The sequence below is a fragment of the Paraburkholderia sp. 32 genome, assembly GCF_050435345.1.
GTDB classification, from domain to species: Bacteria; Pseudomonadota; Gammaproteobacteria; order Burkholderiales; family Burkholderiaceae; genus Paraburkholderia; species Paraburkholderia tuberum.
Map to the genome: position 1 here is coordinate 2168478 of NZ_JBNDKD010000003.1, position 24865 is coordinate 2193342.

Annotated in this window: 25 protein-coding genes and 4 pseudogenes; 13 read left to right on the top strand and 16 right to left on the bottom strand. The window is 64.4% G+C overall.

The window, feature by feature from the left end:
* Positions 1-35 precede the first annotated feature (35 nt).
* Entirely contained in the window at positions 36-725 is a 690-nt protein-coding gene (locus OKW26_RS32825) for a response regulator (protein ID WP_187612705.1), read from the bottom strand.
* 269 nt (positions 726-994) lie between these two features.
* Between OKW26_RS32825 and OKW26_RS32830 the strand changes: the two genes are divergently transcribed.
* From OKW26_RS32830 to OKW26_RS32860, 7 genes and pseudogenes are all read left to right on the top strand, one after another.
* Positions 995-1591, top strand: coding sequence for a YbhB/YbcL family Raf kinase inhibitor-like protein (locus OKW26_RS32830; RefSeq protein WP_090802611.1), 597 nt, complete (start codon positions 995-997; stop codon positions 1589-1591).
* 91 nt (positions 1592-1682) lie between these two features.
* Positions 1683-2255: a flavodoxin family protein gene (locus OKW26_RS32835; RefSeq protein ID WP_026225500.1), complete on the top strand. Its 573-nt coding sequence runs from the start codon at positions 1683-1685 to the stop codon at positions 2253-2255.
* 236 nt (positions 2256-2491) lie between these two features.
* Positions 2492-3439 (top strand): N-acetyl-gamma-glutamyl-phosphate reductase, encoded by a 948-nt coding sequence (argC, locus tag OKW26_RS32840; RefSeq protein WP_184034699.1) that lies wholly within the window; start codon positions 2492-2494, stop codon positions 3437-3439.
* A 146-nt stretch (positions 3440-3585) separates the two neighbouring features.
* Positions 3586-4314 (top strand): annotated as a pseudogene (locus OKW26_RS32845) (DUF2957 domain-containing protein); the annotation flags it as partial.
* The gene (locus OKW26_RS32850; RefSeq protein WP_429357149.1) at positions 4315-4692 is read left to right on the top strand and encodes a transposase; all 378 of its coding nucleotides are present in this window, start codon (positions 4315-4317) and stop codon (positions 4690-4692) included.
* Positions 4622-5089, top strand: a pseudogene (locus tag OKW26_RS32855) (DUF2957 domain-containing protein); the annotation flags it as partial. The gene OKW26_RS32850 and the pseudogene OKW26_RS32855, both read left to right, overlap by 71 nt.
* Positions 5007-5225, top strand: a pseudogene (locus OKW26_RS32860) (OmpW family outer membrane protein); the annotation flags it as partial. The pseudogenes OKW26_RS32855 and OKW26_RS32860, both read left to right, overlap by 83 nt.
* Positions 5226-5467: 242 nt before the next feature.
* Here OKW26_RS32860 and OKW26_RS32865 read toward each other — a convergent pair.
* A complete protein-coding gene (locus OKW26_RS32865; protein WP_184065758.1) occupies positions 5468-6103 on the bottom strand; it encodes a LysE family translocator in 636 nt (211 codons plus the stop codon).
* A gap of 106 nt (positions 6104-6209) precedes the next feature.
* Positions 6210-7079: an NAD(P)-dependent oxidoreductase gene (locus OKW26_RS32870; protein WP_429356272.1), complete on the bottom strand. Its 870-nt coding sequence runs from the start codon at positions 7077-7079 to the stop codon at positions 6210-6212.
* 93 nt (positions 7080-7172) lie between these two features.
* Here OKW26_RS32870 and OKW26_RS32875 point away from each other — a divergent pair, with 93 nt between their 5' ends.
* A complete protein-coding gene (locus tag OKW26_RS32875; protein ID WP_187612748.1) occupies positions 7173-7931 on the top strand; it encodes a Mut7-C RNAse domain-containing protein in 759 nt (252 codons plus the stop codon).
* Positions 7932-7984: 53 nt separating this feature from the next.
* Positions 7985-8260 (top strand): hypothetical protein, encoded by a 276-nt coding sequence (locus OKW26_RS32880; RefSeq protein ID WP_018418694.1) that lies wholly within the window; start codon positions 7985-7987, stop codon positions 8258-8260.
* A 151-nt stretch (positions 8261-8411) separates the two neighbouring features.
* Here the strand turns inward: OKW26_RS32880 and OKW26_RS32885 are convergent, their stop codons facing one another.
* On the bottom strand, positions 8412-8621 hold the full coding sequence (locus OKW26_RS32885; RefSeq protein WP_184056380.1) for a hypothetical protein: 210 nt from the start codon (positions 8619-8621) through the stop codon (positions 8412-8414).
* A gap of 265 nt (positions 8622-8886) precedes the next feature.
* Positions 8887-9639 carry an IclR family transcriptional regulator domain-containing protein gene (locus tag OKW26_RS32890; protein WP_018418696.1) on the bottom strand — a complete coding sequence of 251 codons (753 nt, stop codon included), beginning with the start codon at positions 9637-9639 and terminating at the stop codon, positions 8887-8889.
* Positions 9640-9875: 236 nt separating this feature from the next.
* Here OKW26_RS32890 and OKW26_RS32895 point away from each other — a divergent pair, with 236 nt between their 5' ends.
* A complete protein-coding gene (locus OKW26_RS32895) occupies positions 9876-10805 on the top strand; it encodes a DMT family transporter (protein ID WP_429356273.1) in 930 nt (309 codons plus the stop codon).
* 78 nt (positions 10806-10883) lie between these two features.
* On the opposite strand, the gene OKW26_RS32900 is transcribed toward OKW26_RS32895, so the two are convergent.
* From OKW26_RS32900 to OKW26_RS32920, 5 genes and pseudogenes are all read right to left on the bottom strand, one after another.
* Positions 10884-11135 (bottom strand): hypothetical protein, encoded by a 252-nt coding sequence (locus OKW26_RS32900; protein WP_184056386.1) that lies wholly within the window; start codon positions 11133-11135, stop codon positions 10884-10886.
* A 781-nt stretch (positions 11136-11916) separates the two neighbouring features.
* A pseudogene (locus OKW26_RS32905) lies at positions 11917-12835 on the bottom strand (DUF2242 domain-containing protein).
* A 194-nt stretch (positions 12836-13029) separates the two neighbouring features.
* On the bottom strand, positions 13030-13722 hold the full coding sequence (locus OKW26_RS32910; RefSeq protein WP_184065770.1) for a lytic transglycosylase domain-containing protein: 693 nt from the start codon (positions 13720-13722) through the stop codon (positions 13030-13032).
* Between the two features lie 125 nt (positions 13723-13847).
* Positions 13848-15134 carry a cytochrome-c peroxidase gene (locus tag OKW26_RS32915; RefSeq protein ID WP_429356274.1) on the bottom strand — a complete coding sequence of 429 codons (1287 nt, stop codon included), beginning with the start codon at positions 15132-15134 and terminating at the stop codon, positions 13848-13850.
* A gap of 8 nt (positions 15135-15142) precedes the next feature.
* Positions 15143-16378 carry an alkaline phosphatase family protein gene (locus OKW26_RS32920; protein ID WP_429356275.1) on the bottom strand — a complete coding sequence of 412 codons (1236 nt, stop codon included), beginning with the start codon at positions 16376-16378 and terminating at the stop codon, positions 15143-15145.
* A 240-nt stretch (positions 16379-16618) separates the two neighbouring features.
* Here OKW26_RS32920 and OKW26_RS32925 point away from each other — a divergent pair, with 240 nt between their 5' ends.
* Positions 16619-16879, top strand: a complete 261-nt coding sequence (locus tag OKW26_RS32925) for a DUF6723 family protein (RefSeq protein ID WP_090805534.1) — start codon at positions 16619-16621, stop codon at positions 16877-16879.
* Between the two features lie 51 nt (positions 16880-16930).
* Here OKW26_RS32925 and OKW26_RS32930 read toward each other — a convergent pair whose 3' ends face one another.
* The 6 genes from OKW26_RS32930 to OKW26_RS32955 all read right to left on the bottom strand — a co-directional run bounded on the left by OKW26_RS32930 (position 16931) and on the right by OKW26_RS32955 (position 23393).
* Complete coding sequence (locus OKW26_RS32930; RefSeq protein WP_090802595.1) at positions 16931-17530, bottom strand: rhomboid family intramembrane serine protease; 600 nt, start codon at positions 17528-17530, stop codon at positions 16931-16933.
* A 162-nt stretch (positions 17531-17692) separates the two neighbouring features.
* The gene (gene glmS / locus OKW26_RS32935; RefSeq protein ID WP_429356276.1) at positions 17693-19510 is read right to left on the bottom strand and encodes a glutamine--fructose-6-phosphate transaminase (isomerizing); all 1818 of its coding nucleotides are present in this window, start codon (positions 19508-19510) and stop codon (positions 17693-17695) included.
* A 59-nt stretch (positions 19511-19569) separates the two neighbouring features.
* Entirely contained in the window at positions 19570-20931 is a 1362-nt protein-coding gene (glmU, locus tag OKW26_RS32940; protein WP_429294082.1) for a bifunctional UDP-N-acetylglucosamine diphosphorylase/glucosamine-1-phosphate N-acetyltransferase GlmU, read from the bottom strand.
* 142 nt (positions 20932-21073) lie between these two features.
* Entirely contained in the window at positions 21074-22075 is a 1002-nt protein-coding gene (gene ttcA, locus OKW26_RS32945; RefSeq protein WP_090802590.1) for a tRNA 2-thiocytidine(32) synthetase TtcA, read from the bottom strand.
* 3 nt (positions 22076-22078) lie between these two features.
* The gene (locus OKW26_RS32950; protein WP_429356277.1) at positions 22079-22474 is read right to left on the bottom strand and encodes a dihydroneopterin aldolase; all 396 of its coding nucleotides are present in this window, start codon (positions 22472-22474) and stop codon (positions 22079-22081) included.
* Positions 22475-22565: 91 nt separating this feature from the next.
* On the bottom strand, positions 22566-23393 hold the full coding sequence (locus OKW26_RS32955) for an SDR family oxidoreductase (RefSeq protein WP_184065800.1): 828 nt from the start codon (positions 23391-23393) through the stop codon (positions 22566-22568).
* A gap of 13 nt (positions 23394-23406) precedes the next feature.
* Here OKW26_RS32955 and OKW26_RS32960 point away from each other — a divergent pair, with 13 nt between their 5' ends.
* On the top strand, positions 23407-24609 hold the full coding sequence (locus tag OKW26_RS32960; protein ID WP_429356278.1) for a class I SAM-dependent methyltransferase: 1203 nt from the start codon (positions 23407-23409) through the stop codon (positions 24607-24609).
* Between the two features lie 31 nt (positions 24610-24640).
* Positions 24641-24835, top strand: a complete 195-nt coding sequence (locus OKW26_RS32965) for a DUF2905 domain-containing protein (RefSeq protein WP_018418711.1) — start codon at positions 24641-24643, stop codon at positions 24833-24835.
* The last annotated feature ends 30 nt before the right edge of the window (positions 24836-24865 follow it).

Consider the following 24865-nt stretch of genomic DNA (forward strand, 5'->3'; position numbering starts at 1 on the left):
TCGCCGATTACCCGGCGGACGAAACGAGGCCGATATCAGGACTGGTTCGCGATGTTCTTACTCGAGTTCGACGAAAGATTCAGCAAACCATTGCTCTGCGCATACTGGAATAGTTGGGAGTCGCGATCGATTCCGAGCTTGCGCATGGCCGCGTTTTTTTGTGTGCTGATCGTCTTGATGCTGCGATTCAAACGCTCCGATATTTCCTTGATCGTCATACCCGATACGAACAGGCGCACGACTTCGAGTTCGCGCCGCGACAGCTTCGAGTCGTCGCGCTTGCCGGCTGAATTGACCCGCAACCCATCGAGCACCGCCTTCACCGACGGACTCATATAGGTCATACGACGGCCCACGTGTTGTACCGCAAGCGCAATATGGCTGAGATCGTCCGATTTGTTCACGACCGACGTCACGCCAAGTTCCTTGAGCCGTTTGAGCAATGCGGCGTTCTCGAGCATGGTGAGCACGACGATCGGCAGATTCGGGAAATTGCGGCGCAAATAGTCGATGAGTTGCAAGCCGTCGCCGTACTGACCGCCCGGCATGGCCAGGTCGGTGACGAGCACGTCGCATTCGGTGGATTGCAACATTTTGATAAGTTCAGTCGACTGCCTTGCGCGCCCAACGACTTGCATACCGGGAAATTTGAGCAGCGCATTTTCAGCGCCAAACAGAATAACCGGATGATCGTCTGCCACCACGACCCTGAGTGAAACTTGCATCGTCCTCCTCTGGACGGATAAACCGGTCTCCACAACTTCTAACACTGCTTTTGACGCTCGCTATTTAAACGAGTCAAATGCAGTAAGGGTCGCGCGACAACCCCCTTACTATAGCTGATTTCCTGTCTGCGAATTCCGCGGCACGCGAACATATTGCGTCGCAGAGCTAATCAGCGCTGATGTTAGACTTGATTCGACCTTGGGGCACAATTCAGCACAACGACAGTCGCGAGGACCCGCGCCTCGCGCCCTTACAGGAGAACCGGCATATGCGCATGCGTTGCCTGGTTGTTTCGCTGGCTTCATCTTGGCGGCATCGATCGCTCGCCGTCGGCGCGATGCTTGCGCTATTCGCAGCGCATAGTGCCGGTGCGCGGGCCGACGAGCCGTTCACGCTGACGAGCGCGAGCGTGCGCGCGGGCGGCACCGTGCAGAATGCGCAGGTGTTCGACCGGAACGACTGCAAGGGCGGCAACCGTTCACCGCAGCTCTCATGGCGCGACGCGCCGGCCGGTACGCGCGGCTTCGCGATCACGATGTTCGACGAGGACGCGCCGGGGCGCGGCTGGTGGCACTGGGCGGTCGCGGGCATCCCCGCCACGGTCGACAGCCTGCCCGAGAATGCGAGCTCGTCCGGTTTCCTGCGCAAGCTCGGCGCGGTCGAAGCGCGCAACGACTTCGATACCGACGGCTATGGCGGCCCGTGCCCGCCGCCCGGCAAACCGCATCGCTATATCATCACCGTGTACGCGCTGAACTCGGCCGATCTGCGTCTCGCGCAAGGACGTCCCGCGTTGATGTTCGATCACGAGATCGGCACGGCCGCGATCGGCAGCGCGCGGCTCGAGGTCAATTACGGGCGCTAGTGGCGGCCGTCGCGGTCGTGATGGGGCGCCGCCGCGCCGCATCGCCTGGCTTGCGCCGTTCGCCTTCCCGATCGCTTTGCTGGAGCACTTCATGTCGAAGATCGTCATCGTTTATCACAGCGGCTACGGCCACACGAAGAAGGTCGCCGAAGCCGTGCTCGCGGGCGCGCTGGAAGCCGGTGCGCAGGCGAAGATGATGCCGGTCGGCGACCTCGACGACGCCTCGTGGGACGAACTCGCCGCCGCCGACGCGCTGATCTTCGGCGCGCCGACCTACATGGGCGGCCCGTCGGCCGATTTCAAGAAGTTCGCCGACGCCAGTTCGAAACCGTGGTTCGCGCAGGCGTGGAAAGACAAGATCGCAGCCGGCTTCACGAACTCGGCGACGATGAACGGCGACAAGTTCTCGACCATTCAGTACTTCGTCACGCTGGCGATGCAGCACAGCATGATCTGGGCCGGCACCGGCATGATGCCGTCGAACACGAAGGCCGCGACGCGCAACGATCTGAACTTCGTCGGCGGCTTTACCGGACTGCTTACGCAATCGGCGGCCGATGCGTCGCCCGACGAAGCGCCGCCGCCGGGCGATCTCGAAACCGCGCGCCTGTTCGGCGCGCGCATTGCGGGCGTCACCGCGCGCTGGATCGCGCCGCGCGGGTAGCGGCGCGCGGGTAGCGGCGCGCGGCTAATGGCTGAACGGCGCCGAAACGACGTCGCGGCTCATCGGCGGTTCATCTTCGGTCATCAGCCCGCATTCGCCGCGCAACGGGTCACGCCAACGTCACGTTGTGCGCGCATCGTCGTTTTTTCGCGCTGCACCGCACGGTCGCGGCGATGACGTCTTAAAATAACGTTCCGGCGCGGCGTCGCGCCCCGTTTCCAGCGAGTGAGATCGAGATGAGCACGAAAGTTTTTGTCGACGGACAGGAAGGCACGACCGGCCTGAAAATTTTTGAATACCTGTCGCAGCGCGCCGACGTGGAAATCCTGCGTATCGAAGAAGCGAAGCGCAAGGACCTGGACGAGCGCCGTCGTCTCATCAACGCGTCGGACGTCACGTTCCTGTGTCTGCCCGATGTCGCCTCGCGCGAGTCGGCCTCGCTCGTCGAGAACGACCGCACGGTGCTGATCGACGCGAGCACCGCGTTCCGCACCTCGCCCGACTGGGCCTATGGCCTGCCCGAGCTGGCTCGCTCGCAGCGTGAGCGCCTGCGCACCGCCAAACGCATCGCCGTGCCGGGCTGCCACGCCTCGGCGTTCGTGCTCGCGATGCGCCCGCTCGTCGAAGGCGGCGTCGTCGCGCCCGAGTTCGCCGCGCACGCCTATTCGATCACTGGCTACAGCGGCGGCGGCAAGAAGATGATTGCCGACTACGAAGCCGGCGGCAACGACAGACTCAAGAGCCCGCGCCCGTACGCGCTCGGCCTCACGCACAAGCACCTGCCGGAAATGGCCACGCATACGGGCCTGAAGTCGGCGCCGATTTTCACGCCGATCGTCGGCGACTTCTACAAGGGCCTCGCGGTCACCACGTACTTCTCGCCGGGCCAGCTCGCGAAGAAGACGACGCCGCAGGACGTGCAGGCTCAGTTCGCCGAATACTACGCGGGCGAAGCGTTCGTGCACGTCGCGCCGTTCAACGCCGACGCGAGTCTCGACAACGGCTTCTTCGACGTGCAGGCGAACAACGACACCAACCGCGTCGACCTGTTCGTGTTCGGCAACGAAGAGCGCTTCGTGACCGTCGCACGGCTGGACAATCTCGGTAAGGGCGCGTCGGGTGCGGCGATCCAGTGCATGAATCTCGCGATCGGCGCGGCCGAAGACACCGGTTTGAAACGCTAGGCGAGTCGACCCGCATCCGCGGTGCCACGAAAAAAGCCGGTCTTTGCAGACCGGCTTTTTTTGTTTTAAAGCCCGCTCATTGCATTGCACTGCATTGTGTTTTCCGCCTGCAGCGCATGTCGCACGGCATAACTCGCGGCCTGGCAATGGCTATTGCCACAGCACCTTTTCTTATCGCTTGCGGCGGGGCAAAGCCGACAATCCGGGCTCCGTCACACCGGCGCAATGCGCGGGCGCGAGTTGCGGTACGCAAGGCGCGCCGACGCCCAGCGCTAGCACCGCGACGCTGTGCCCCGACATCGCGGACCTCGTCAACAGCACTTACCTCGGCGGCGCCGGCAGCGGCGAAATCGTTCAGCTGAATATCGACGCGACCGCGATGACCTACACGCTGAAGTGGCTCGAGTCGCCGATTCCGCTCACCAGCGCGAGCGTCGCCGTCACACGCAGGGGCACGCAGATCACGGGCGCGGTGATTCACCCGCCCACCGGCATGCTGCCGACCGCCGAGCAGACACGCTGCGCGTTCATCCTCGGCGCGGGCACCGGCACCGCGTCGGACGGCACGACCTACGCGACGCCCGACTTCGTCGACAACCCCGAACCCGCCGATGATCCTGATCGGCAAGGGCGTCGCGGGCGGCGGGATTCCGGGCGCGACGATCCAGTATGCAGGCATCACGCTGCTGCCCGGCGTTCCCGCCATCGGCGCGGTCAACAAGCGGCACTTCGACTTCTATCCGTTCCTCGGCTTCGCGAGCACGACGACCGACATCACGAAGCTTGCCGGCACCTACAACGCGCTGCTGTACCACCTGTCGCCGACCGCGAACTACGAAACCGTCGCTACGAACGCCGTCGAAACCTTCGACGCGATGTTGACGGCAGAATTCATCGCCGTGGCAGGCCCAACGGTCCGCTTCAGATCGCCTGATGCATTGGCTTCGGCCGCTGGCCTGGCTCCGGTCCTGAAGCAATCGGGCAAATCCAGCTGGCTCAAACGACCTCAAAAGGGCGACAAGCGTCTCAAGCGGATCTTCTATCAGTCCGCATTCGCATCGATGCGCTGTCCCGAGAGCGCCGCGTTCTACGCGCGCAAACGCAAAGAGGGGAAGCGACATCATCAGATCATCATTGCTCTGGCCAGACGACGCGTGAATGTGCTGTGGGCCATAGGGCGGTATGAATTCGAAAATCATTTCGGTGCTCGCTCTGTGCGCACCGTTGCTGGGCGCGTGCGGCGGCAGCAGTAACGGCGACGGACCGATGACCGAAACGCGGCCGTGCCCTGCGTCGCTCGACTACGGCACGGTCTTCACCGGTGGCGGCGGAGACGGTGAACTCGTCAAACTGCAGCTCGATACGACGAAGATGACGTGGCAGATCAGCTACATCCAGTCGCCGATTCCCGCCACCACCGGCACCGTCGCCCCGACGCGCGCGGGCCAGGTCGCGGGCGGCTCCCTGCCCCCGGAAAAGCGGCTACCGACCAACAAGCTGAACCAGTGCGCGTTCCGTCTGAACGGCGCGAGCCTCGATGCGAGCCGGCCGGCGCGGATTTTCGTGGGCGAAGGCGTCGTCGTCGTGGGCGCCGGTGTTCAACGCGGGCCTTGCGTACAACATCACCGAGCACTGGGGGCTCGTTGCGTCGGTCACGTATATCCCGCTGAAGACGACGTCGTCGGTCATCGTCAAGGCGGCCGATGGGACGGAGCTTGGCGTGTCGAAAGCGGATCTGGACGCAGACCCGATCATTTCCTTCCTGGCCGTGTCGTATAAGTTCTGAATTTGATTTTCCGCGGTCGCGGCGCCGCCTTGGGCGCGCGGCGAATTCCGGGCAAAAAAAAGCCCACCTAAGTTGGCGGGCTGAATCCATATCAGAGGAGACATGGAGGAGACAAGACGAACTATAGCAGACCGCTTGGTGCGTCGCAACATGCAAATTAGGGTTGACCCTCAATGTTGCAGACATACAACGGTCACATCGGTACGGCTCAGTTTTCCCTTGTCTGCCGACACGCGCGGTGCTTAGTGCCTCACCAGCGCCATCATCGCGCCGAAACCGACGAACACACCGCCCGTCAGCCGGTTGAACATCCGCGCGACGCTGCGGCTCTTCAACCTGGCGCCGATGCGCGTGCCAAAACCCGCATACACCAGATACCAGCTGACCTCGATCGACGCGAACGTCGCGAGCAGCACGCCGAACTGCGGCAACTTCGGCTGGGTTGCATCGATGAATTGCGGCAGCAGCGCGGCCGCGAACAGGATCGCCTTCGGATTGCTGCTCGCGACCAGAAAGCCGTTGCGAAATAGCGCGAAGCGCGAGCGCGCGGGCCGGGCCGTCAGGTCGTCGACGTTGTGCGCAGCGGTTTCGTCGGCCGGCGCGCGCCATGCCTTGATGCCCAGATATACGAGGTAGGCCGCGCCGATCATGCGCAGTGCATTGAACATGGTCGGCCATGCCGCCAGAAACACGCCGAGCCCCGCCGCCGATACCACCAGCATCAGCACCAGCGCCGATAGACAACCGGCCATCGTCGCGCTCGCGCGACGCAGGCCGTGCTGGGCGCCGTGCGTCATCACGAGCAGCATGTTGGGACCGGGAATCGCGGAAACGACGAAAACGGTGGCGGCGAACAGCCACCATGTATGCAGAGTCATCGAAATCGGGTGTAGGGGGATCGGGCGGCTATTATGCCTTGCCGCCCAGCGCGACTCATGCGGCCACGCTGCGTCGAGCGCTCGCGTCCGGCGATCGACAGCGCCGTCAGCGGCCGGCCCGGCGCGTCGCGACCTGACCCAGCACCGCGAAATCCTTCTCGCCGTCGCCGTGCGCGATCGCCTCGATCAGGCTGTCGCGAACCACGCTCGCGACCGGCATCGGCGTCGTCACCGCATCGGCGGCGGCGAGCGCGAGGCGCACGTCCTTCAGTCCCAGACGCGCCTTGAACAGCGCCGGCTCGAAGCGCTGCTCGGCGATCAGCTTGCCGTAGCCCGAGTACACCGGTCCCGGAAACAGGCCGCTCGTGATCACGTCGAGGAAGTCCTGCATCGCGAGGCCGTGGCCCGTCACGAGCGCGGCCGCTTCGCCGAGCGTCTCGATCGCCGCGCCGAGCATGAAGTTCGCGGCCAGCTTCATCACGTTCGCCTGCTGCGGCAGCGAGCCGATGCGCCAGGTCTTCTGGCCGAGTGCGTCGAAAATCGGCTGGATCCGGTCGATCGATTCGGCCGGGCCGCCCGCGACGATCGTCAGCTTGCCCGCGGCCGCGACGTCGGGCCGCCCGAGCACCGGTGCGGCGACGTAATGCACGCCGCGCGACGCGTGCGCGGTCGTCAGTTCCTCGGCGAGAGCCACGGAAATCGTCGCCATGTTCGCGTGGATCAGCCCGCGCGGCGCATGTTCGAGCAACGACGCGGTGATGACTTCGCGCAGCGCGGCATCGTCGGCAAGCATCGAGAACACGGCGTCGCCCGCAAACGCTTCAGCCGGCGTCGCGACGACTTGCGCGCCCAGCCCGGCCAGCGGCTGAGCCTTTTCCGGTGAGCGGTTCCACACGCGCACCTGGTGCCCGGCTTTCAGAATGTTTGCAACCATCGCGGCGCCCATCTCGCCGAGACCGATAAAACCGATGTCCATCTATCGCTCCGTCTTCTAAAGAACCCGAAGTAGAGCACACTCATGCGACAAGCGCAGGACAACGCGCAACCCGAGCGGTGCGATACTGCAGGCATGGTCACCGCGACATTCCGCTTCTACGAGGAGCTGAACGACTTCATCGCCCGGCCGCTGCGCCGGCGCGCGTTCACCTGCGTCTGCGCGCGCGGCGCAACGACCAAGCACATGATCGAAGTGCTCGGTGTGCCGCATACCGAGGTCGAGCTGATACTGGTAAACGGCGACTCGGTCGGTTTCGATCATCCGCTCGCCGACGGCGACCGCGTCGCGGTCTATCCGAAATTCGAGGCGCTCGACATCCAGCCGCTGCTGCGCGTGCGCGAGCGGCCGTTGCGCGTGATGCGCTTCATCGCAGATGCGCATCTCGGCGGCCTGGCGCCGCTTCTGCGGCTTGCGGGCTTCGATACGCTGTACGACAACCACTTTCCCGACGCCGATATCGAGGCGCTTGCCGCCGCGCAGCAGCGCATCGTGCTGACGCGCGACCGCGAGCTGCTCAAACGCCGCAATATCACGCATGGCTGCTACGTGCGCGCGCTGCGGCCGCGCGAGCAGTTGCGCGAAGTGTTCGAGCGGCTCGACCTCGCGCGCAGCGCGCAACCGTTTCGGCTATGCCTCGTATGCAACGCGCCGCTGCGACGCATCGCACGCGAGGAAGCCGGCCTGCGCGTGCCGCGCGGCGTGCTGCAGCGGCACAGCCGCTTCGTGACCTGCGATGTATGCCGACGCGTGTTCTGGGAAGGCACGCATTGGCAGAGGATGCGCGCGTTGATGGACAGCGTCTCCGCCGGCGCACCGGACCGTGTCGGCTGACGCCCCGCGCTTGCGTACAATGCGGGTTGATCTATTTGGCAGAGGCCTTTCCGATGATGAAAAAAACCGACCTTGAAAAGAACAAGGCGCTGAAACTGGGCAACGCGATGAAACAGGCAACCGCTAACCGCGGCGGCAAGAACGCGGCGACCGAGCCGAAGATCGACCGGCGCGAGCAGCGCAAGCTCGATCAGGCGCAAGGCCTCGTCCCGTTTGCGTGCAAGCTCAACGGCGAGCTGGTGGAGGAGCTGAAAACGCGCGCCGCCAGTCATCCGGACGGCCTGAACGGGCTGCTGGATGAAGTGATCCGGCGCGGACTCGCGGGCTGATCTTCCCGCGCGCAAAATCCGCCGCAAAAGCAAAAAGGCCAGAGCGCGAGCTCTGGCCTTTTTGCTGGCAACGCATCTGCCGCCACCGGCTGCACCGACCGGCAAACGGTGCGGCGCAGCGCTATGTCGCGCCCGACGAGCGCGCGTTGGCTTAGTTCTGCACGCCCTTGTCGTTCGTGCCTGCTGCCGAAGCTGCGGCGGAAACGTGTGCCTTCTTGCCGTGGGTCTTCAACTGCTTGACGTGGTGCTTCTTCGGTGCGCTTGCTGCTTCCATAGCAGCGGCATCCGATGCCTGCGCGAAAGCCTGAACGGAAACGAGTGCGATCGAAGCGGCTGCGAGCGAGACGATAACTTTTTTCATGTGTTGATCCCCAAACCAGACGACTGAGTCAATGTGAATGAATACAGCTGCACGGTAGAGCGGCTGGACTTCGAGGTGCCTTGTGCTCCCCGCGGGAGAGTATTACCCAGGCGTAGGCGGTTTGTCATGCGCAAAACTCGATATGTATTTTCCGGGAGACAGCCTGCTTTCAGCCTGCTTTCATCTACCTGCAAGCCGCAGCGGAGACCCTACCAGGTCCCCGTGAAGCCGCCGCCCGCGCGCCTCGCCGACCGCTTCGCGGCGCTCAAACCAGGTTTCGCAGCAGGCTCGCGGTCTCCTGCAGCGCCGGCAAAACGCGGTGCAGCGCGGCGTTCGCCGACTCCTCGCCGATCGGCATGCTGACGCTGATCGCCGCGACCACCGTACCGTGCCGGTCGCGCAGCGGGACCGCGACGCCGCGCACACCGATCTCGAGCTGCTGGTCGGTGACCACGTAGCCGTTGCGGCGGATTTCGCCAAGCACTTCTCTGAGCCGTTCGACGGTCGAATAGGTGTACGGCGTGAAAACCTTGATCGGATACGACGCGAGCCACGGGTCGATGCTGTCGGGCGGCTGGAACGCGAGCAGCACGAGCCCCGCCGACGATAACGGCGCCGGCGCGCGCGAGCCGGTCACGAAGCCGACCGCCATCGCTCGATTCACGCCGTTGCGCGCGACGTAGACGACGTCGTGTTCGTCGAGGATCGCGACCAGCGCGGTTTCCTGCACGGTCGCGGTGATCCGCTGCAGGAACGGTTGCACCGTGCGCGGCAGCCGCGCCGAATCGAGGTAAGACTGGCCGAGGCGCAGCACGCGCGGCGCGAGCCAGAACAGCTTGCCGTCTGTGTCGACGTAGCCGAGCTCGCGCAGCGTCAGCAAATAGCGGCGCGCAGCCGTGCGCGACAGGCCGGCGCGCGCGGCGACCATCGTTGGCGTCATGCGCGCGTGCTCTTCGTCGAATGCTTCGATGATCGCGAGCGCCTTCGCGGCGCCCGCGATCCAGTCCTTGTCGTCCATGTCGTTTGCTCGTGGAAGGAGCGGGGGATCGCGGTCCGGTCCGCAAGTCGCTTGATTACCGCGATCCGCAGGCCGGCGACCGCACGGCCGTTGCGCGATTATCGCGCGACTCGCGGGATTTGCCTGCCTGGCGCGCGACGCCCGCGTATCATGTGAGCGATTCCTTACCGGCTGAGCACCGCGTGGCGTGCCTGCGCGGCTTCCCAGCGCGATCCCAAGACAAATCAGAAGAAATCTTGAATCCCGATACCCGCCAACACCTGCGCGCGAACGTGCTGATGCTGATCGCGGCGATGATCTGGGGCTCCGCGTTCGTCGCACAGCGACTGAGCCTCGATACGATCGGCCCGTTCCTGTTTACCGGCTTGCGCTTTCTGCTCGGCGCGCTCGTCGTGCTGACGATGATCGTCTGCGTGCGCCGCGCGCCGCTCGGCGAGCGGACGAAGCGCGCGCCCGGCGGAGCCCGCGAACTGCTTGGCGCGGGCGGGCTGCTCGGCGTCGTGCTGGCCGTGTCGATCTCGCTGCAGCAGATCGGCCTGCAGTACACGAAGATCGCGAACGCGGGCTTCATCAGTTCGCTGTATGTGGTGATCGTGCCGCTGCTCGGCGTGCTGTTTCGCCACCGGACTGGCCTCCGTACGTGGCTTGGCGCGCTACTGGCGGCCGTTGGCATGTACTTCCTGAGCGTCGACGAGCACTTTTCGATGCTGTACGGCGACTGGTATCAGCTCGCCGGGGCGCTGGTGATTTCCGCGCAGATGATGCTGGTCGGCCGCTTCGCGGCGCGCCACGACACGCTGATGCTCGCACTCGCGCAGTTCGTGACCTGTGGGCTCGTGTGCCTGTCGATCGGCCTTGCCATTGAACCCGTTAGCGCCGTGGTAATTGCGCGAGCCGCGCCGACGATCGCGTACGGCGGTGCGTTATCGGTGGGCGTCGCGTATACGATCCAGGTGGTCGCGCAGCGCCACGCGGCGCCCTCGCATGCGGCGGTGATTTTCAGCATGGAAGGCGTGTTCGCGGCGTTTGCGGGCTGGCTCGTCCTCGGCGAAACGCTGACGACTCGCGCGTTGTTCGGCTCTGCGCTGATGCTCGCGGGATTGATCGTGTGTCAGATACTGCCGGGCTGGAAACGCGCCCGGCAGCGTGCGCCGCAGGTGATGTGATTTACAGCGTTTTAAAACGATTCGACGCCAACGCTCGGTGCGCGATGCGCGCCGACAGGCGTCTTGCCCTTCGCCCAACTATGCCGCGCGCGGATGAGCGAATAGGCTCGGCGTATCGGCGGTTGGCGGAAACACGCACCAGCAGCCGTCGTCGTGGCGAAAGAAGAACAAACCCCGCCCGCCCTGTTCCGACGACGTCTCCACCCTCACATAGCGCCGCCCGCCCGCGCGCGTGCGGCTGAACTCCGTCACGTGAACCGGCTCGGCCGGCGATGGCGAAAGCCACTTCTCGACCAGAAACCGCAACGACTGTTCGCTCGCGGCTCTCATGATCTGCTCCGGAACAGCTTGTCGCGCTGCTCATCGCGCGTGGACTCGGGACTGTCGTCGTCGCGAGCGGCGTCGCCGTCCTCGGCGGCCTCGGCGGCTGCCAGCGCCATCATCCGACTGGTCGCGACCGCGCGCAACGAGCTGCAATGGGCCGCATGTCGAAGGTCCGACAGAAGACGGACTAGCTGTCGTGCTGATCTGCGCTTCATACATCCCCCGCACTGCACCAGAAACCTCACAAAGCACTTTAACTCTATGCCGGATTGTTCGCTGGGCAAATGGTTTTGACTAAATAGCAACAGTTGCGCTTGCAATAAGAAGGCGTGCAATCTTCGTACCGAGTTATCAATGTGCGCGTTCGGTGGGCGGAAATCTGTGCGTTGGCGAGCCCTTCGCGTCGCGCGAAGCGTCGATGCGGGAGCAACGGGAAGTGTCGGTCGGAGGCGTGGTTATCCACAGCGACCTCTGAATAACTTCGGGATAGCGCGACGAACAGCCTGTGCGCGAAATCTTGATAAAGATCAGGGTCGGCTAACGGTGTTCGAACTTATCCCAGTTATGTAGTTTTTCTACCGACGTGTTCCGCAGGGTTATAGGTTTCGCATGATGTTGAAGCGGCGCGACATTTGCGACTTATCCACAGAATCGGTTGACCCTTGTTAACTACTACTACGTATGTATACGTATCAAGTAAACACCATAAGGTGAATATCGCTGCGCGCCTGAATCAGAGGCTGATCGGACCTTGATCAGCCTCGATGCGAAAGCCGCTGCGCCGCTGTCACGGCACCAGAGGCGCCGTGCCGCTCGCGGGTTCGATCGCTGCAGCCTGGCCAATCGGGTCGGCGGGCTGGACCGGCGAGGATGTCGACGGTGTCGTCAACGGAACCGGTGCGGGCGCGGGTTAACTGCACTGGCGCGGGCGCTGACTGGACCGCCTGAGCCGCAGCTGGTGGCGTCACGGCGACAGGCTTGTCGGTCGTCGGTTGGGCGAGCGCTGGTGACGTCGTCTGAACCGGCACGGTCGGCGTCGCTCGAACTGCAGCGGAGGTGGTCGCCGCTACCGGCTCGGGCACCGGCTCAGGGATCGTCCGTTGAAGCGGCGCTGCTACCGGCATCGGCAGCGTCCGCGTCTCGATCGGGCTGCTCGTCACCGGCTGCGTGCGCACGACCGTCTGCAAGTAATGATCGACGAGACCGAAAAAGCGGTCATAGAACTTGCCCGACGGAATCGTCTCGCTCGAGATCTTCACCATCGCGTCGCTATTGGAGCGAATCGGCAGCGACAGCGAACCGAGCACGCTGAGCCCGACGCTCGCCGACGTATCGCTCTTCTTCAATGCGAAGCCGTTCTGCACCGCGTTCACGTACACGATGCTGGTATCGGCCGCCTCTTCGCCGGGCGTGCACACGACGTGAAATTCGACGACCACGTGCGAATCGCCGGTAGGCTGAAAATTCTTCCTGCCGTCGACGGTATCGGGACGCGACATCGTCGTCAGATAGCCTTGGCTCAGCAATGCGCGGCGCGCGGCTTCGCAGCTATCGCCCGTACTCGAATTGAAATTGCGCGCGTACGGGCTTGCGCCGGTTTCGAATAGTTCCTGAGTGAATTTGGGTTGCGGCGTGCTGCTGCATGCCGTGAGCGCGACCAGCCCGAACAGGGCCGCAGCGGTGGTGCGGGAAAAGGGGTTCTGCATGATCAGTTGCGAGAAGCGCTTCGTGAGCGCGAACGGAAATGCATTGTAGAGCGGGCAGCGTCACGTGCGTAAAAAGCGTGCAAGGTGCAGCCCGGACCCTATTGCAGCGGGTAACACCACGTCAACTTGAAGCACGCTGCCGCCCCCTCGCAGTGCATGCGGGCGAAAATGCGAAAGAAATCGCGCGCGCGTGCCTAGTTCGACGTCGTGCGCGTCGAGCCAATCGTCGCGGCCGAAGTCGACCCAGAGGTCGCGGCCGACGATGCCCCGGCTGCCCCGCTCGCGGCGGGTGCCGCGGATGCAATGAGCACCGCCGGCACGCTGAACGCGTCGGCCCACGGATTCGCGCTGGCGCAACGATCCGCCTCGCACGACGCGGCCCGCCCAACGGCCCCGGAAGCGCCGTCAGCGGGTGTCGCAACCGCCGCGAAATCCTCCACGCGCAGATTCACCTTCTGCGCATAGGCCTTCGAGCCGCCATAGCTCTTGAGCGCGGTATTCAGATCGCCGTTCGCCGAGCGCATGTAGCCGTACAGAATCGCCGAGCCCGCTTCGATGTTCGCACCCGGCTCGGTCAGATCCTTCACGTTGCGCAGCAGGCCGCGGTGCGCCTGCGGCACGACCTGCATCAGCCCCGTCGCGCCATTGGCGCCGCGGGCTTTTTCCTTGAAGCGGGATTCGATCGAGATGATGGCGAGCAGCAGCGCCGGAGGAAGGGAGTATTTGTTGGCGGCGGATTGCACCGCGTCGGAGATCTTTTGAGCCTTTTCTTTGCCCACACCGAACTTCTGCGTCAGGTACGCCGATATTCGGTCGGTGTTCTCGTCGGCCGCCGCGGTTTGCGCGAGGCCGAGCGAAAGCACGATCAGGCAAAGTAACCGGCTCATAGTGGACGTCGGAGGAAGCAAAGATCCGCGCATTATAGCGCCGCGGCGTCGGGCGGCGCCTTTCCTCGGCAATTTTTGTCTTTTAAATCAAGGGTGACCGGAACTCGCCCCGCTTTCCGATGCGTTCATTTGACCGCTTTTGACTTCAGGTCATAGCCGTCGCTCAGCGTCGCGAGGAACGCGGCGACGTCGTCGATATCACGCTCGGACCAGACCGGACGCTCGCCCGTTTTGCGCGTCAGCGGCTCGTCGGTCGTATCGACGTTCACGCGCAGTGCGACCGGCAGATCGTTGAATTTGTCGACTTTGCCGTGCGCATCCCTTGGATACCACTTGTCCGGGTTCGTATCGCGTTGCACGTAGAAACGCAACGCCTCTTTCAGCGTGTGGAAGCGACCGTTGTGAAAAAACACGTGACGCGTCGCGGTATTGCGCAGCGATACCGACTTGAACAGTCCGCAGTTCAGCTTGTCGCTCTGATCCGTACGCAATGGTCCGCACAGGCCCATGTCGAAATACTTCGGATCGGCGTTGACCTTCAGTTCAGCGTTGCGCGGCACGCCAAGCGCCTGAAAGTTGAAGTCGGTGAAAAGCGGATGAGCGCCGTTCACGCCCGACTGGTCGATATGACAGGATGCGCAATTGCCGCCGGCGGGGTCGTCGAACAGTTTTTTGCCGCGCAACTCTTGTGCAGTTAGTTGCACTTTCCCGTCCAGGTAGTAGTCGAACTTGCTCGTGTACGGATGAAAACTCGGGTCTTCGAGCTCGAAGCGCTCGATCGCGTACATCGCCTGGGTGAACGCCTTGGTCGGATCGGCAAAAATGTTCTGGCCGAATACTTCCTTGAAGCGCGCAGCGTAGGGCGCGCGCTGCATCTTCGCGAGCAATGCGGCCGGATCCTTGTTGGCCATCTCGTTCGGATTGAACAGCGGGAAGTTCGCCTGATCGTGCAGATAGTTGAAGCGCCCGTCCCAGCCGAAGCCGCCGACCGGCGCGTTGTCCGTTTCGCTGAGCCGCTCGGACAGGCTCGCCGCCTGCGCATGCGTCCAGATCGGCGTACGGTTCAGCACGTAGCGCAGGCTCGGCACCGCGCGCGTGCCCTGCTGATGCAAGTCCGCGCCGCCCAGTTGCGCGGCGAGACCGTTGGGCGGCCCGTACGCGTGCTCGGGACTGTGGCAGCTCGCGCACGACATCTTGCCCGAGGCCGACAGCGCCGGATCGAAGAACATCAGTTTGCCGAGCGCGGCGGCGTCGCTATAGACGGGCTTCGCATCGGCGGATGTCGGTGTCGCATTCGACGCAACAGCGGGCGCCGCACCGGCGCCCCCCAGTAACGCGCCGCCCATCAGGGCGGCGAGCGCTATCCGACGCGCGCTCGCGCGCGCCGTGAATCGCATGACAGAAGACAGCATCGAGTCTTTTACAGGTTCGTGAAGATGTCGCTGCCGAACCCCACCAGACCGGCCTGTCCCGCATAACCAAGGTGGTCGAGCTGGAAGATGTCCTCGATGCTCTTCAGCATCGAATAGTGGTTGTACGGCACCGTGGACACCGTGCCCGGCTTGATGAACTTCGAGATCATCACAGCGCCGGTCTGGTCGCCGCCGTAGCTCGACTTGGTCAGGTTGATCGTGATGCCGTTATAGGCGAGCGACGAAGTCTCCGGGAACGACGGCAGGTTCGGGCCGGGTTGCTGGCTACAGCAGGTCGTGCCCGCAAATACCAGATCCTCGCCCGACGCGGACTGCGTGACCGTCGCGTAGCTGCTTTCGTCGAAGTTGATGATCAGCAGGCCATCCTTCTGGAACGCCGGCGATGCGGTAATGATCGGCACCCACTTCTGCAGGAACGTGTTCGCGCTCGTCAGGCCGCCCGGCTGGCCGTTCACGCAAGGTGCGTCGTGGCCGTCGTCGCACAGGTTCGGCGTGATCAGGTTGAAGTTCGCCGTGGTCGAGACCGATTGCAGATCGTTCTGCAGGTTATTCAGATTGACGACGTGCTGTCCGCAGTCCGGCGAATCGATGATCGAGTGGAAGTACATGAACGGATTGTGGCGCGTCGCATACTGGTCGCCGAGCGGCACGGCCGCGCTCGGCGCTTCGGCCGACTGCGTGAGGTCCGTCGTGTTCAGCGTCGGATGGCCGCAGGTGGCGGCTTCGCGCGACGGATCGTTGCCCATGTCGCCTTCATAGCCCTTCCACGTATAGCCCGCTGCCTTCAGCTGGTCCGGCAACGTCTTCACGCTCGCCGGATACACGCAGCCCGAGCCGATCGCCTGGCCATCGGACGTCATGCCGGTCAGCTTGAAGTCCTGATAGGTCATGCAGTCGTTGTCGGTCTCGTTAGTCGGCGACTGGCCGCTGATCATCGAGATGTAGTTGTCGAGACTCACGTGGCCCGTGCCGTAGTACTGCTGCACGAGCGCGCCTTGCGATGCCAGTGTTTGCGCGAGATACGGCGCTTTGGTGTTGGCGCCGAATGTGGTCGCGTAGTTTTCGTTTTCGAGCGTGATCACGAAGACGTGGCGAATCTGCTGCTGTCCGGTCAGTTGCAGCCCGCCGGACGAAGAAGACGAGCCGCAGGCGGCCACGATCAAAGCGATTAAAGCCGCGCAAGCGGCCGTGATGAGTGCGCGTAGCCCAATGCGGTGTGACATGTTCGTTGCCCTCTGTTGCTGTCTTTTTGTTGCCCTGTGGGGAATGCGGTTTTATTTGCGGGCAGACTTTATGGAGTGCCTATGACATTGCCGTGAAAGTTGACATTAGTTCACCGATAAAACCATTGGCGAACCAGCGGGTTGCCCACTCGATTCACGCTTCGCGCCGATTTGAGACAATGCGCGTCGGCCGCGAGCATCGTTGCGCGCGGCCTCAACGAACAACCGATGTTTTCAGCTATGAGCAAGACCGCGTTTATTCCCAGCGTCCCCGGCACGTCGGAGGACGACTTCGAGATTTCGGCGAGCGCGAAAATGGCCGGCTACCGGCGCTTCTTCGGCGTATTGAAGGTGGTGCGCACGACCGACGGCCGCGTGCTGTTTCCATTCGATGGCGCACCCGAACTGGGCCCACACGCGAGCCGACTCGAAGCGCTCGCGGCCGCGCAGGTGTATGGCGAACACATCGTCGCGAGCGATCTGGCGCGGCCGGAGTTGTAGGATTCGTCGATCACCCGGCGATATGCCGATAGGCGAAAAGATGCGGGTGGGTCAGCGCACGCGCACCCGGTTTGCCGCGCCGGCCCCCGCACGCGCGGCGAGCACACCACCGAGCACGCCGCCGACATGGCTCTGCCACGACACATCCGGATAGATCGGCAGTACGCCGAACAGCAGGCTCAGACCGTAGCTGCTGACGACGACCAGGGCCACGAGGATCGACACGAGATTGCGCGTGTAGTAACCACGCGCAACCAGGTGACCCGCATAGCCGAACACCAGCCCGCTCGCGCCGATATGCACCGAATACGGCGCGCCGAATAGCCACGCGCAAAGACCGGCGCCGAGCATCGCGCCGATGGTCGCGCGCCAGAAGCCGGCGATGTTCGGCCACGTACACAGCCAGCCGAGTACGACGAGCCCGCTGGTGTTGGCGGCGATGTGTCCGACGCTCGCATGCAGCCACGGCGCGAACAGGATGCCCTGCAAGCCGTCGAGCGAACGCGGCACGACGCCGTGTTCGTTCAGATGCAGGAACGGCAATGCAACCGACAGAAAGAACACCGCCCACATCGAACCGACGAACAGCGCGATTAGCACGACGCGTGACTTCAGCTTTTCGGTTAGCGTGTTGGGAGATGAGGTCTTCATGATGACGAGGCCACGTGGGATGTCGACAGAGGGTAGTCGATGTGGCGTCGTCACGTCGAGGCATCGTGGCAAGACAGATGCCGATGGTGTTTCGTCCGCCGGACCGCATGGCGGCGCGGCTGATTGCATGAGCTTGCGGCGCGGTTTGCCGCTACGTCTTCGTCACTCCACCGTCACCGACTTCGCCAGGTTCCGCGGCTTATCCACATCCGTGCCACGCGCACAAGCGGTGTGATACGCGAGCAACTGCAGCGGCACGACGTGCAGGATCGGCGACAGCAAGCCATAGTGCTCTGGCATCCGGATCACATGCAGCCCTTCGCCGTTGACGATCTTCGTATCGGCATCGGCGAACACATAAAGCTCGCCGCCGCGCGCGCGCACTTCCTGGATGTTCGACTTCAGCTTTTCGAGCAGCGCGTCGTTCGGGGCGACCGTCACCACCGGCATCGCTTCGGTCACGAGCGCCAGCGGCCCGTGCTTCAGCTCGCCAGCCGGATACGCCTCGGCGTGGATATACGAAATCTCCTTGAGCTTCAGCGCGCCTTCGAGCGCGATCGGATAGTGCATGCCGCGTCCGAGGAACAACGCATGTTCCTTGCGCGAAAACTCCTCCGACCACGCGATGATCTGCGGCTCCAGCGCGAGCACGCTGTTGAGCGCCGCCGGCAGGTGGCGCAACTGCTTCAGATAACTCGCTTCCTGCTCGTCGTTCAAACGTCCGCGCAGCTTCGCGAGCGTTGCCGCCAGCGTGAACAGTGCAACCAGCTGCGTCGTGAATGCCTTGGTCGACGCGACGCCGATCTCGCGGCCCGCGTGCGTGAGGAACGACAACTCGGTCTGCCGCACCATCGCGCTCGTGCCGACGTTGCAGATCGCGAGCGTGTGCTTGTGGCCGAGTTCCTGCGCGTGCTTGAGCGCCGCGAGCGTGTCGGCGGTTTCGCCCGACTGCGAAATCACCACCACCAGCGACTTCGGATTCGGCACCGACTCGCGATAGCGATACTCGCTCGCGATCTCGACCTGAGTCGGAATCTTCGCGAGCCATTCGAGCCAGTACTTGGCGGTGAGCCCCGAGTAGTAGCTGGTGCCGCACGCGAGAATCAGCAGGCTGTCGATGTCCGCGAACACCTGGCGCGCGCCCTCGCCGAAGATCGACGCATCGAACGCGTCGGCCTGCGGAATCGTGTCGGTGATCGCGCGCGGCTGCTCGAAGATTTCCTTCTGCATGAAGTGGCGATACGGGCCGAGTTCGACCGCGCCGCCATAGGCGGCCACCTGGCGCACCTCGCGTTGCGCGGCCTCGCCCTGGCGATCGGCGATGCGCACGCCATCGAGCGACAGTTCGCAGACGTCGCCTTCCTCGAGGAAGATGAAGCGCTCGGTGCTGCCTGCGAGCGCGAGCGCGTCCGATGCGAGGAAGTTTTCGCCGTCCCCGAGCCCGACCACGAGCGGCGAGCCCTGACGCGCGCCGACCACCGTATGCGGCTGATCCTCGTGCAGCACCGCGATCGCATACGCGCCGTGCAGTTGCGCGATCGCCTCGCGCACCGCGGCGAACAGGTCGCCGCGATACAGGCTATGGACCAGGTGCGCGATAACCTCGGTGTCGGTCTGCGAGACGAACTCGTAACCCTTGCCGCGCAGCATTTCGCGCAAGGTCTCGTAGTTTTCGATGATGCCGTTGTGTACCAACGCCAGCGCATCCCGCGAGAAGATCGGGTGCGCGTTGTCGGTGACCGGTGCGCCATGCGTGGCCCAGCGTGTATGCGCGATGCCCGTCACGCCTTCGAGGCGACCGTCGCGCACCTGGCCTTCGAGGTCGGCCACGCGCGCGACGCTGCGCGCGCGGCTCGGCCCGCGAGCGCCGAGCACGGCGACGCCGCACGAATCGTAGCCGCGATATTCGAGGCGCCGCAGTCCTTCGATCAGGACGGGAACGATATTACGTTGCGCAACCGCGCCGACAATGCCGCACATGGTGTATTCCTTTTCAGTGCCGGATTCAGTGAGCGCGCCTCGTGGGCACGCCGTATCGATCAGCTTTTCTTTTTGACAGGGCGCACGTAGCCCGTCTTGCTCGTCTGGGTTTTATCGTTCAACACCAGCGCGTCGGCGGCGACGTCCTTCCACACCGTGGTGCCGGCCGCGATCGTCGCGCCGCGCTGCACGCGCACCGGTGCGACCAGTTGCGTGTCCGAGCCGACGAACACGTCGTCCTCGATCACGGTGCGGAATTTGTTGGCGCCGTCGTAGTTGCAGGTGATCGTGCCCGCGCCGATATTCACGCGCGCGCCGACATCCGCATCGCCGATGTAGGTGAGGTGGTTGGCCTTCGAGCCATGACCGAGCACCGCGTTCTTGATCTCGACGAAGTTCCCTACATGAGACTCGTCCTGCAGCGCCGCGCCTGTGCGCAAGCGCGCATATGGACCGACAACGGCCTTCGCGCCGACTTCCGCGCCTTCGATGTGCGTGAACGCATCGACGCGCGTACCGGCGCCGATACTCGCGTTGCGAATCACGCAGTTCGGCCCGATGCTGACGTTGTCGGCCAGCGTCACACGGCCTTCGAACACGCAGTTGACGTCGATCGACACGTCGCGGCCGCATTCGAGCGTGCCGCGCACGTCGACGCGCGCCGGGTCGGCGAGCGTCACGCCCGCGACGAGTAGTGCGTCGGCGACATTGCGCTGATGAATCCGCTCGAGCTCGGCGAGCTGCTGCTTGCTGTTGACGCCGAGCGTTTCCCACTCGTCGTCGGGCTGCGTGGTGACGACTTCGAGGCCGGCTTCGATCGCCATTTCGACCGCGTCGGTCAGATAGAACTCGCCTTGCGCGTTGTCGTTTTTGAGCGCCGCGAGCCAGCCGGCAAGGCGCGCGGTCGGCGCGACGATGATGCCGGTGTTGATTTCGGCGATCTTCAGCTGCTCGGGACTCGCGTCCTTCTGCTCGACGATGCGTTGCACGTTGCCGTGCTGATCGCGCACGATGCGGCCGTAACCGGTCGGGTCGTCGAGCGTGACGGTGAGCACGCCGTAGCCGTCCTGGCCGGCACGCCCGGTCAGTGCGCGCAGCGTTTGCGCACGCGTGAGCGGCACGTCGCCATAAAGCACCAGCGTGGGCAACGATGGATCGAGCAGCGGCAGCGCCTGCTGCACCGCGTGGCCGGTGCCGAGCTGTTGCTCCTGCACCGCGAACTGGATATCGGGCGCCGCGACGGCTTCGCGCACGGCTTCGGCGCCGTGGCCGATCACGACGATCAGGCGGGCGGGCTTCAGCGCGCGGGCGGTGTCGATGACATGAGCGAGGAGCGGCCGGCCGGCCAGAGGATGGAGCACCTTGGGAAGCGCGGACCGCATGCGCTTGCCGGTACCTGCCGCCAAAATGACGATGTTCATGGCGTCGGCAAATAGACGAGTTTGGAGCGGACGATTCTATCATGCTGCACCTGCAAAAAAGGCCGCAGACGCGGCCTCGGCAGGGCTTGCAAGCCAGCGGAAAAGCGGCCGGAATGCCGCCGGAACAGGCACTTTTCGCTCGTTACAGGTCGTCGAACTGGACCAGCGAAATGGTCTTCGCACTGGTGAGCGGCGCGCCTTCGTCGCCGCTCGAGCATGGTTCTTCGTCGAACGCGATGTCACCTTGCGGGTCGGCTTCGCCGCTCGCGCGCAGCCCCGCGAACGCAAACAGCTGGTGATCCATCAGATGCGACGGCACCACGTTCGACAACGCATTGAACATGTTCTCGATGCGGCCCGGGAAACGCTTTTCCCAGTCGCGGACCAGCGCCTTCATTTCCGCGCGCTTAAGGTTTGGTTGGCTACCGCACAGATTGCACGGAATGATCGGGAATTCACGCAACTCGGCGTACTTCTCCAGATCGGTTTCCTTCACGTAGGCGAGCGGCCGGATCACGATGTTCTTGCCGTCGTCCGATTGCAGCTTGGGTGGCATGCCCTTCAACTTGCCGCCATAGAACAGGTTCAGCAGCAGCGTTTGCAGGATGTCGTCGCGATGATGGCCGAGCGCGATCTTGGTCGCGCCGAGCTCGCCGGCGACGCGATACAGGATGCCGCGCCGCAGCCGCGAGCACAGCGAACAGGTGGTCTTGCCCTCCGGCACGAGCCGCTTGACGATGCTGTAGGTGTCCTGATTCTCGATGTGAAACGGGATGTCGAGCTGGGTCAGATACTCGGGCAGCACGTGCTCGGGGAAGCCCGGCTGCTTCTGGTCGAGGTTTACCGCGACGATGTCGAAATTGATCGGCGCGCGCTCGCGCAGCCGCATCAGGATCTCGAGCATCGCGTAACTGTCCTTGCCGCCCGACAGGCACACCATCACCTTGTCGCCGTCCTCGATCATGTTGTAGTCGCCGATCGCCTGGCCGACCTGGCGCGCGAGACGCTTGAAGAGCTTGTTGTTCTCGTACGCTTCCTTCTGCTCGCGGCGCGTGAGCGGCGATTTCGGGGCGCGGGCGGCGCTCGGTGCCGCGGTGGCGTCAGCGGCTTCGTTGTCTGCGGTCAGGATTTCCGGTGCGTTCATCGCTCAGTCCTCCTTGATGCGGAAGACTTCGACGCCGACCGCATCGCAGTCCGGATACACGTCCGGCTTTTCGGTCGACACGCGCGCGCCGCGCACCTGCGGATGTTCGAGCATCGCGCGCACGAGGTCGTCGCACAGCGTTTCCTGCAGATGAATATGGCCTTGCGAGACGCGCCTCGCGATCGTCGAGCGCATGAAGTCGTAGTCGACGACTTCGGTGAGCTTGTCGTGCACCGGCGTGGACATCGCGAGCGGCACGAACAGTTCGACGTTGATCACGACGCGCTGCTCGCCGCGCTTTTCGAAGTCGTGCACGCCGATATTGATGTGCACTTCGTAATTGCGCAGAAAAAGCAGGCGGCAATCGGCGAGCCGGGGGTGCGAAAGAGCGGCAAACATGTTCGTTCCAGTCCAAAAAAGCGTGCGGGGCACGCAAAGGGGCGCTTCGCCACACGCGATGACCGCCTCGAAGGCCGGCCACGCGCGCGTGTCAGGCGCCCGTCAAAAACATCACGTCGCGCGGCAGCGGCACGAGATGCTGCCCGCCGTCGACCACCAGCGTCGTTCCGGTCACGCCGGCTGCATCCGCGAGATACAGCGCGGCGGCGACGATGTCCTCGGGCCGCGACGCACGGCCAAGAGGCGTCATACGGTGAGCGGCCTCGAACCCGTGCTGGGTCTGGTCGCCCGATTGCATGGTCAGCCCGGGCGCGAGCCCGACCACCCGGAGCTTCGGCGCGAGCGCCTGAGCGAGCGCGACCGTCGCGGTCTGCAGCGCCGCCTTCGACAGCGTGTACGACAGATAGTCCGGGTTCATGTTGTACAGCTTCTGATCCAGCACATTGATGACGACGCCGCGCTGACTTTCGTCGCGCAATGCCGCATCGGGCGTCGCGTCGTAAAGCATGCGCGCGAGCACGAGCGGCGCGCCGACGTTCATCGCGGTCAGCTTCAGCAGCAGCTCGTAGCCGACGTCGCGCGCCGTGTCTTCCTCGAAGCGCGACGCGTTATTGACGATGCACGACGGCCGCCCGAGCGCAGCGGCGCAGTCCGGCAGCAGCCGGGCGACCTGCGCCTCGTCGCCGAGCTCGGCGTGCAGCGCGACCGCGCGGCGGCCCAGCGCGACGATCTGCGCGACCACTTCGTCGGCGTCCTCACGCGAGGCACCGTAGTGCACGGCCACGTCCCAGCCGCGCGCGGCGAAGCCGAGGGCGAGCGCGCGCCCGATGCGGCGCGCGGCGCCCGTAATCAGCACGACGCGGGGCGTTTCGGGCGGCAGTTCAGCCGCGCGGGCAGCGATGTCCGGAGAGACGGTCATTTACAATGCGGGGATGAATCCCAAAGCTCACCAACCCGATAGTTTACCTGCTCCCGGCCCGAGCGCGCTCGCGCAGTCCGACGCGCTCGTCGCCGAGATCCGCGTGCAGCTCGACGCGGCCGGCGGCTGGCTGCCGTTCGACCGCTACATGGAGCGCGCGTTGTACGCGCCGGGTCTCGGCTACTACAGCGGCGGTGCGCGAAAATTCGGCCTGCGCGCCGACGACGGCAGCGACTTCGTCACCGCGCCGGAATTGTCGCCGCTGTTCGCCGCGACGCTCGCGCGCCCGCTCGCCGAAGCGTTGGAGGCGAGTGGCACGCGCGATGTGATGGAGTTCGGCGCCGGCACCGGCAAGCTCGCCGCGGGCTTGCTCAATGCGCTCGACACGCTCGGCGCCGGGTTCGACAGCTATTCGATCATCGATCTATCGGGTGAGCTGCGCGAGCGGCAGCGCGAAACGATCGCGGCGGCCGCGCCCGCGCTGCTCGCGAAAGTGCGCTGGCTCGACGCGTTGCCGCAGCGCTTCGAAGGCGTGGTGATCGGCAACGAGGTGCTCGATGCGATGCCGGTGCGGCTCTTCGCGCAAAACGGCGGTGTCTGGCGCGAGCGCGGCGTGGTGTGGCGCGACGCCGCCTTCGCGTTCGACGACCGCCCCGTCGCGGCCGCCGCGGACCTCGCGCTGCTGACCGAAATCGATGCGAGCCGCGAACCGGCCGGCGACGACTACGTGACGGAAACGCACGAAGCCGCGCGCGCCTTCACGCGCACCATCTGCACGATGCTCGCGCGCGGCGCGATCTTGCTGATCGACTACGGTTTTCCGCGCCACGAGTACTACCACGACCAGCGCGCGCAGGGCACGCTGATGTGCCACTACCGGCACCGCGCGCACGGCGACCCGTTCCTGTACCCCGGTCTGCAGGACATCACCGCGCACGTCGAATTCACCGGCATCGCCGAGGCGGGCGTCGAGACCGGCGCGGACCTGCTCGGCTTCACATCGCAAGCGCGCTTCCTGCTGAACGCGGGCGTCACCGAGGTGCTCGGCGAAATCGATCCCGCCGACGCCGCGCGCTTTCTTCCCGCCGCCAACGCGGTACAGAAGCTGCTGTCCGAGGCGGAGATGGGCGAGCTCTTCAAGGTGATCGCGTTTTCGCGTGGACTCGACGATACGCTGCGCGCCTTTTCGAGCGGCGATCGTTCGCATACGCTGTGATCGTGAATCCGCTCTGGCTCGAGGACTCGCGATGATTCGCTGGCTTTTGACTACCTTCGTTGCCGTCGCGGTGCTGTCGTCGTGCTGGCCGTGGCTGAGGAAGCTCGGCATCGGCCGGATGCCCGGCGACGTGACCTTGCGGCTGTTCGGCCGCGAGTATCCGTTTCCGTTCATGTCGACGCTGGTGCTGTCGATGCTGTTGTCGCTGTTGGCGCGGGTGTTGTAGGCGCCGTCGCGCGCTACTTTACGCCCGCAC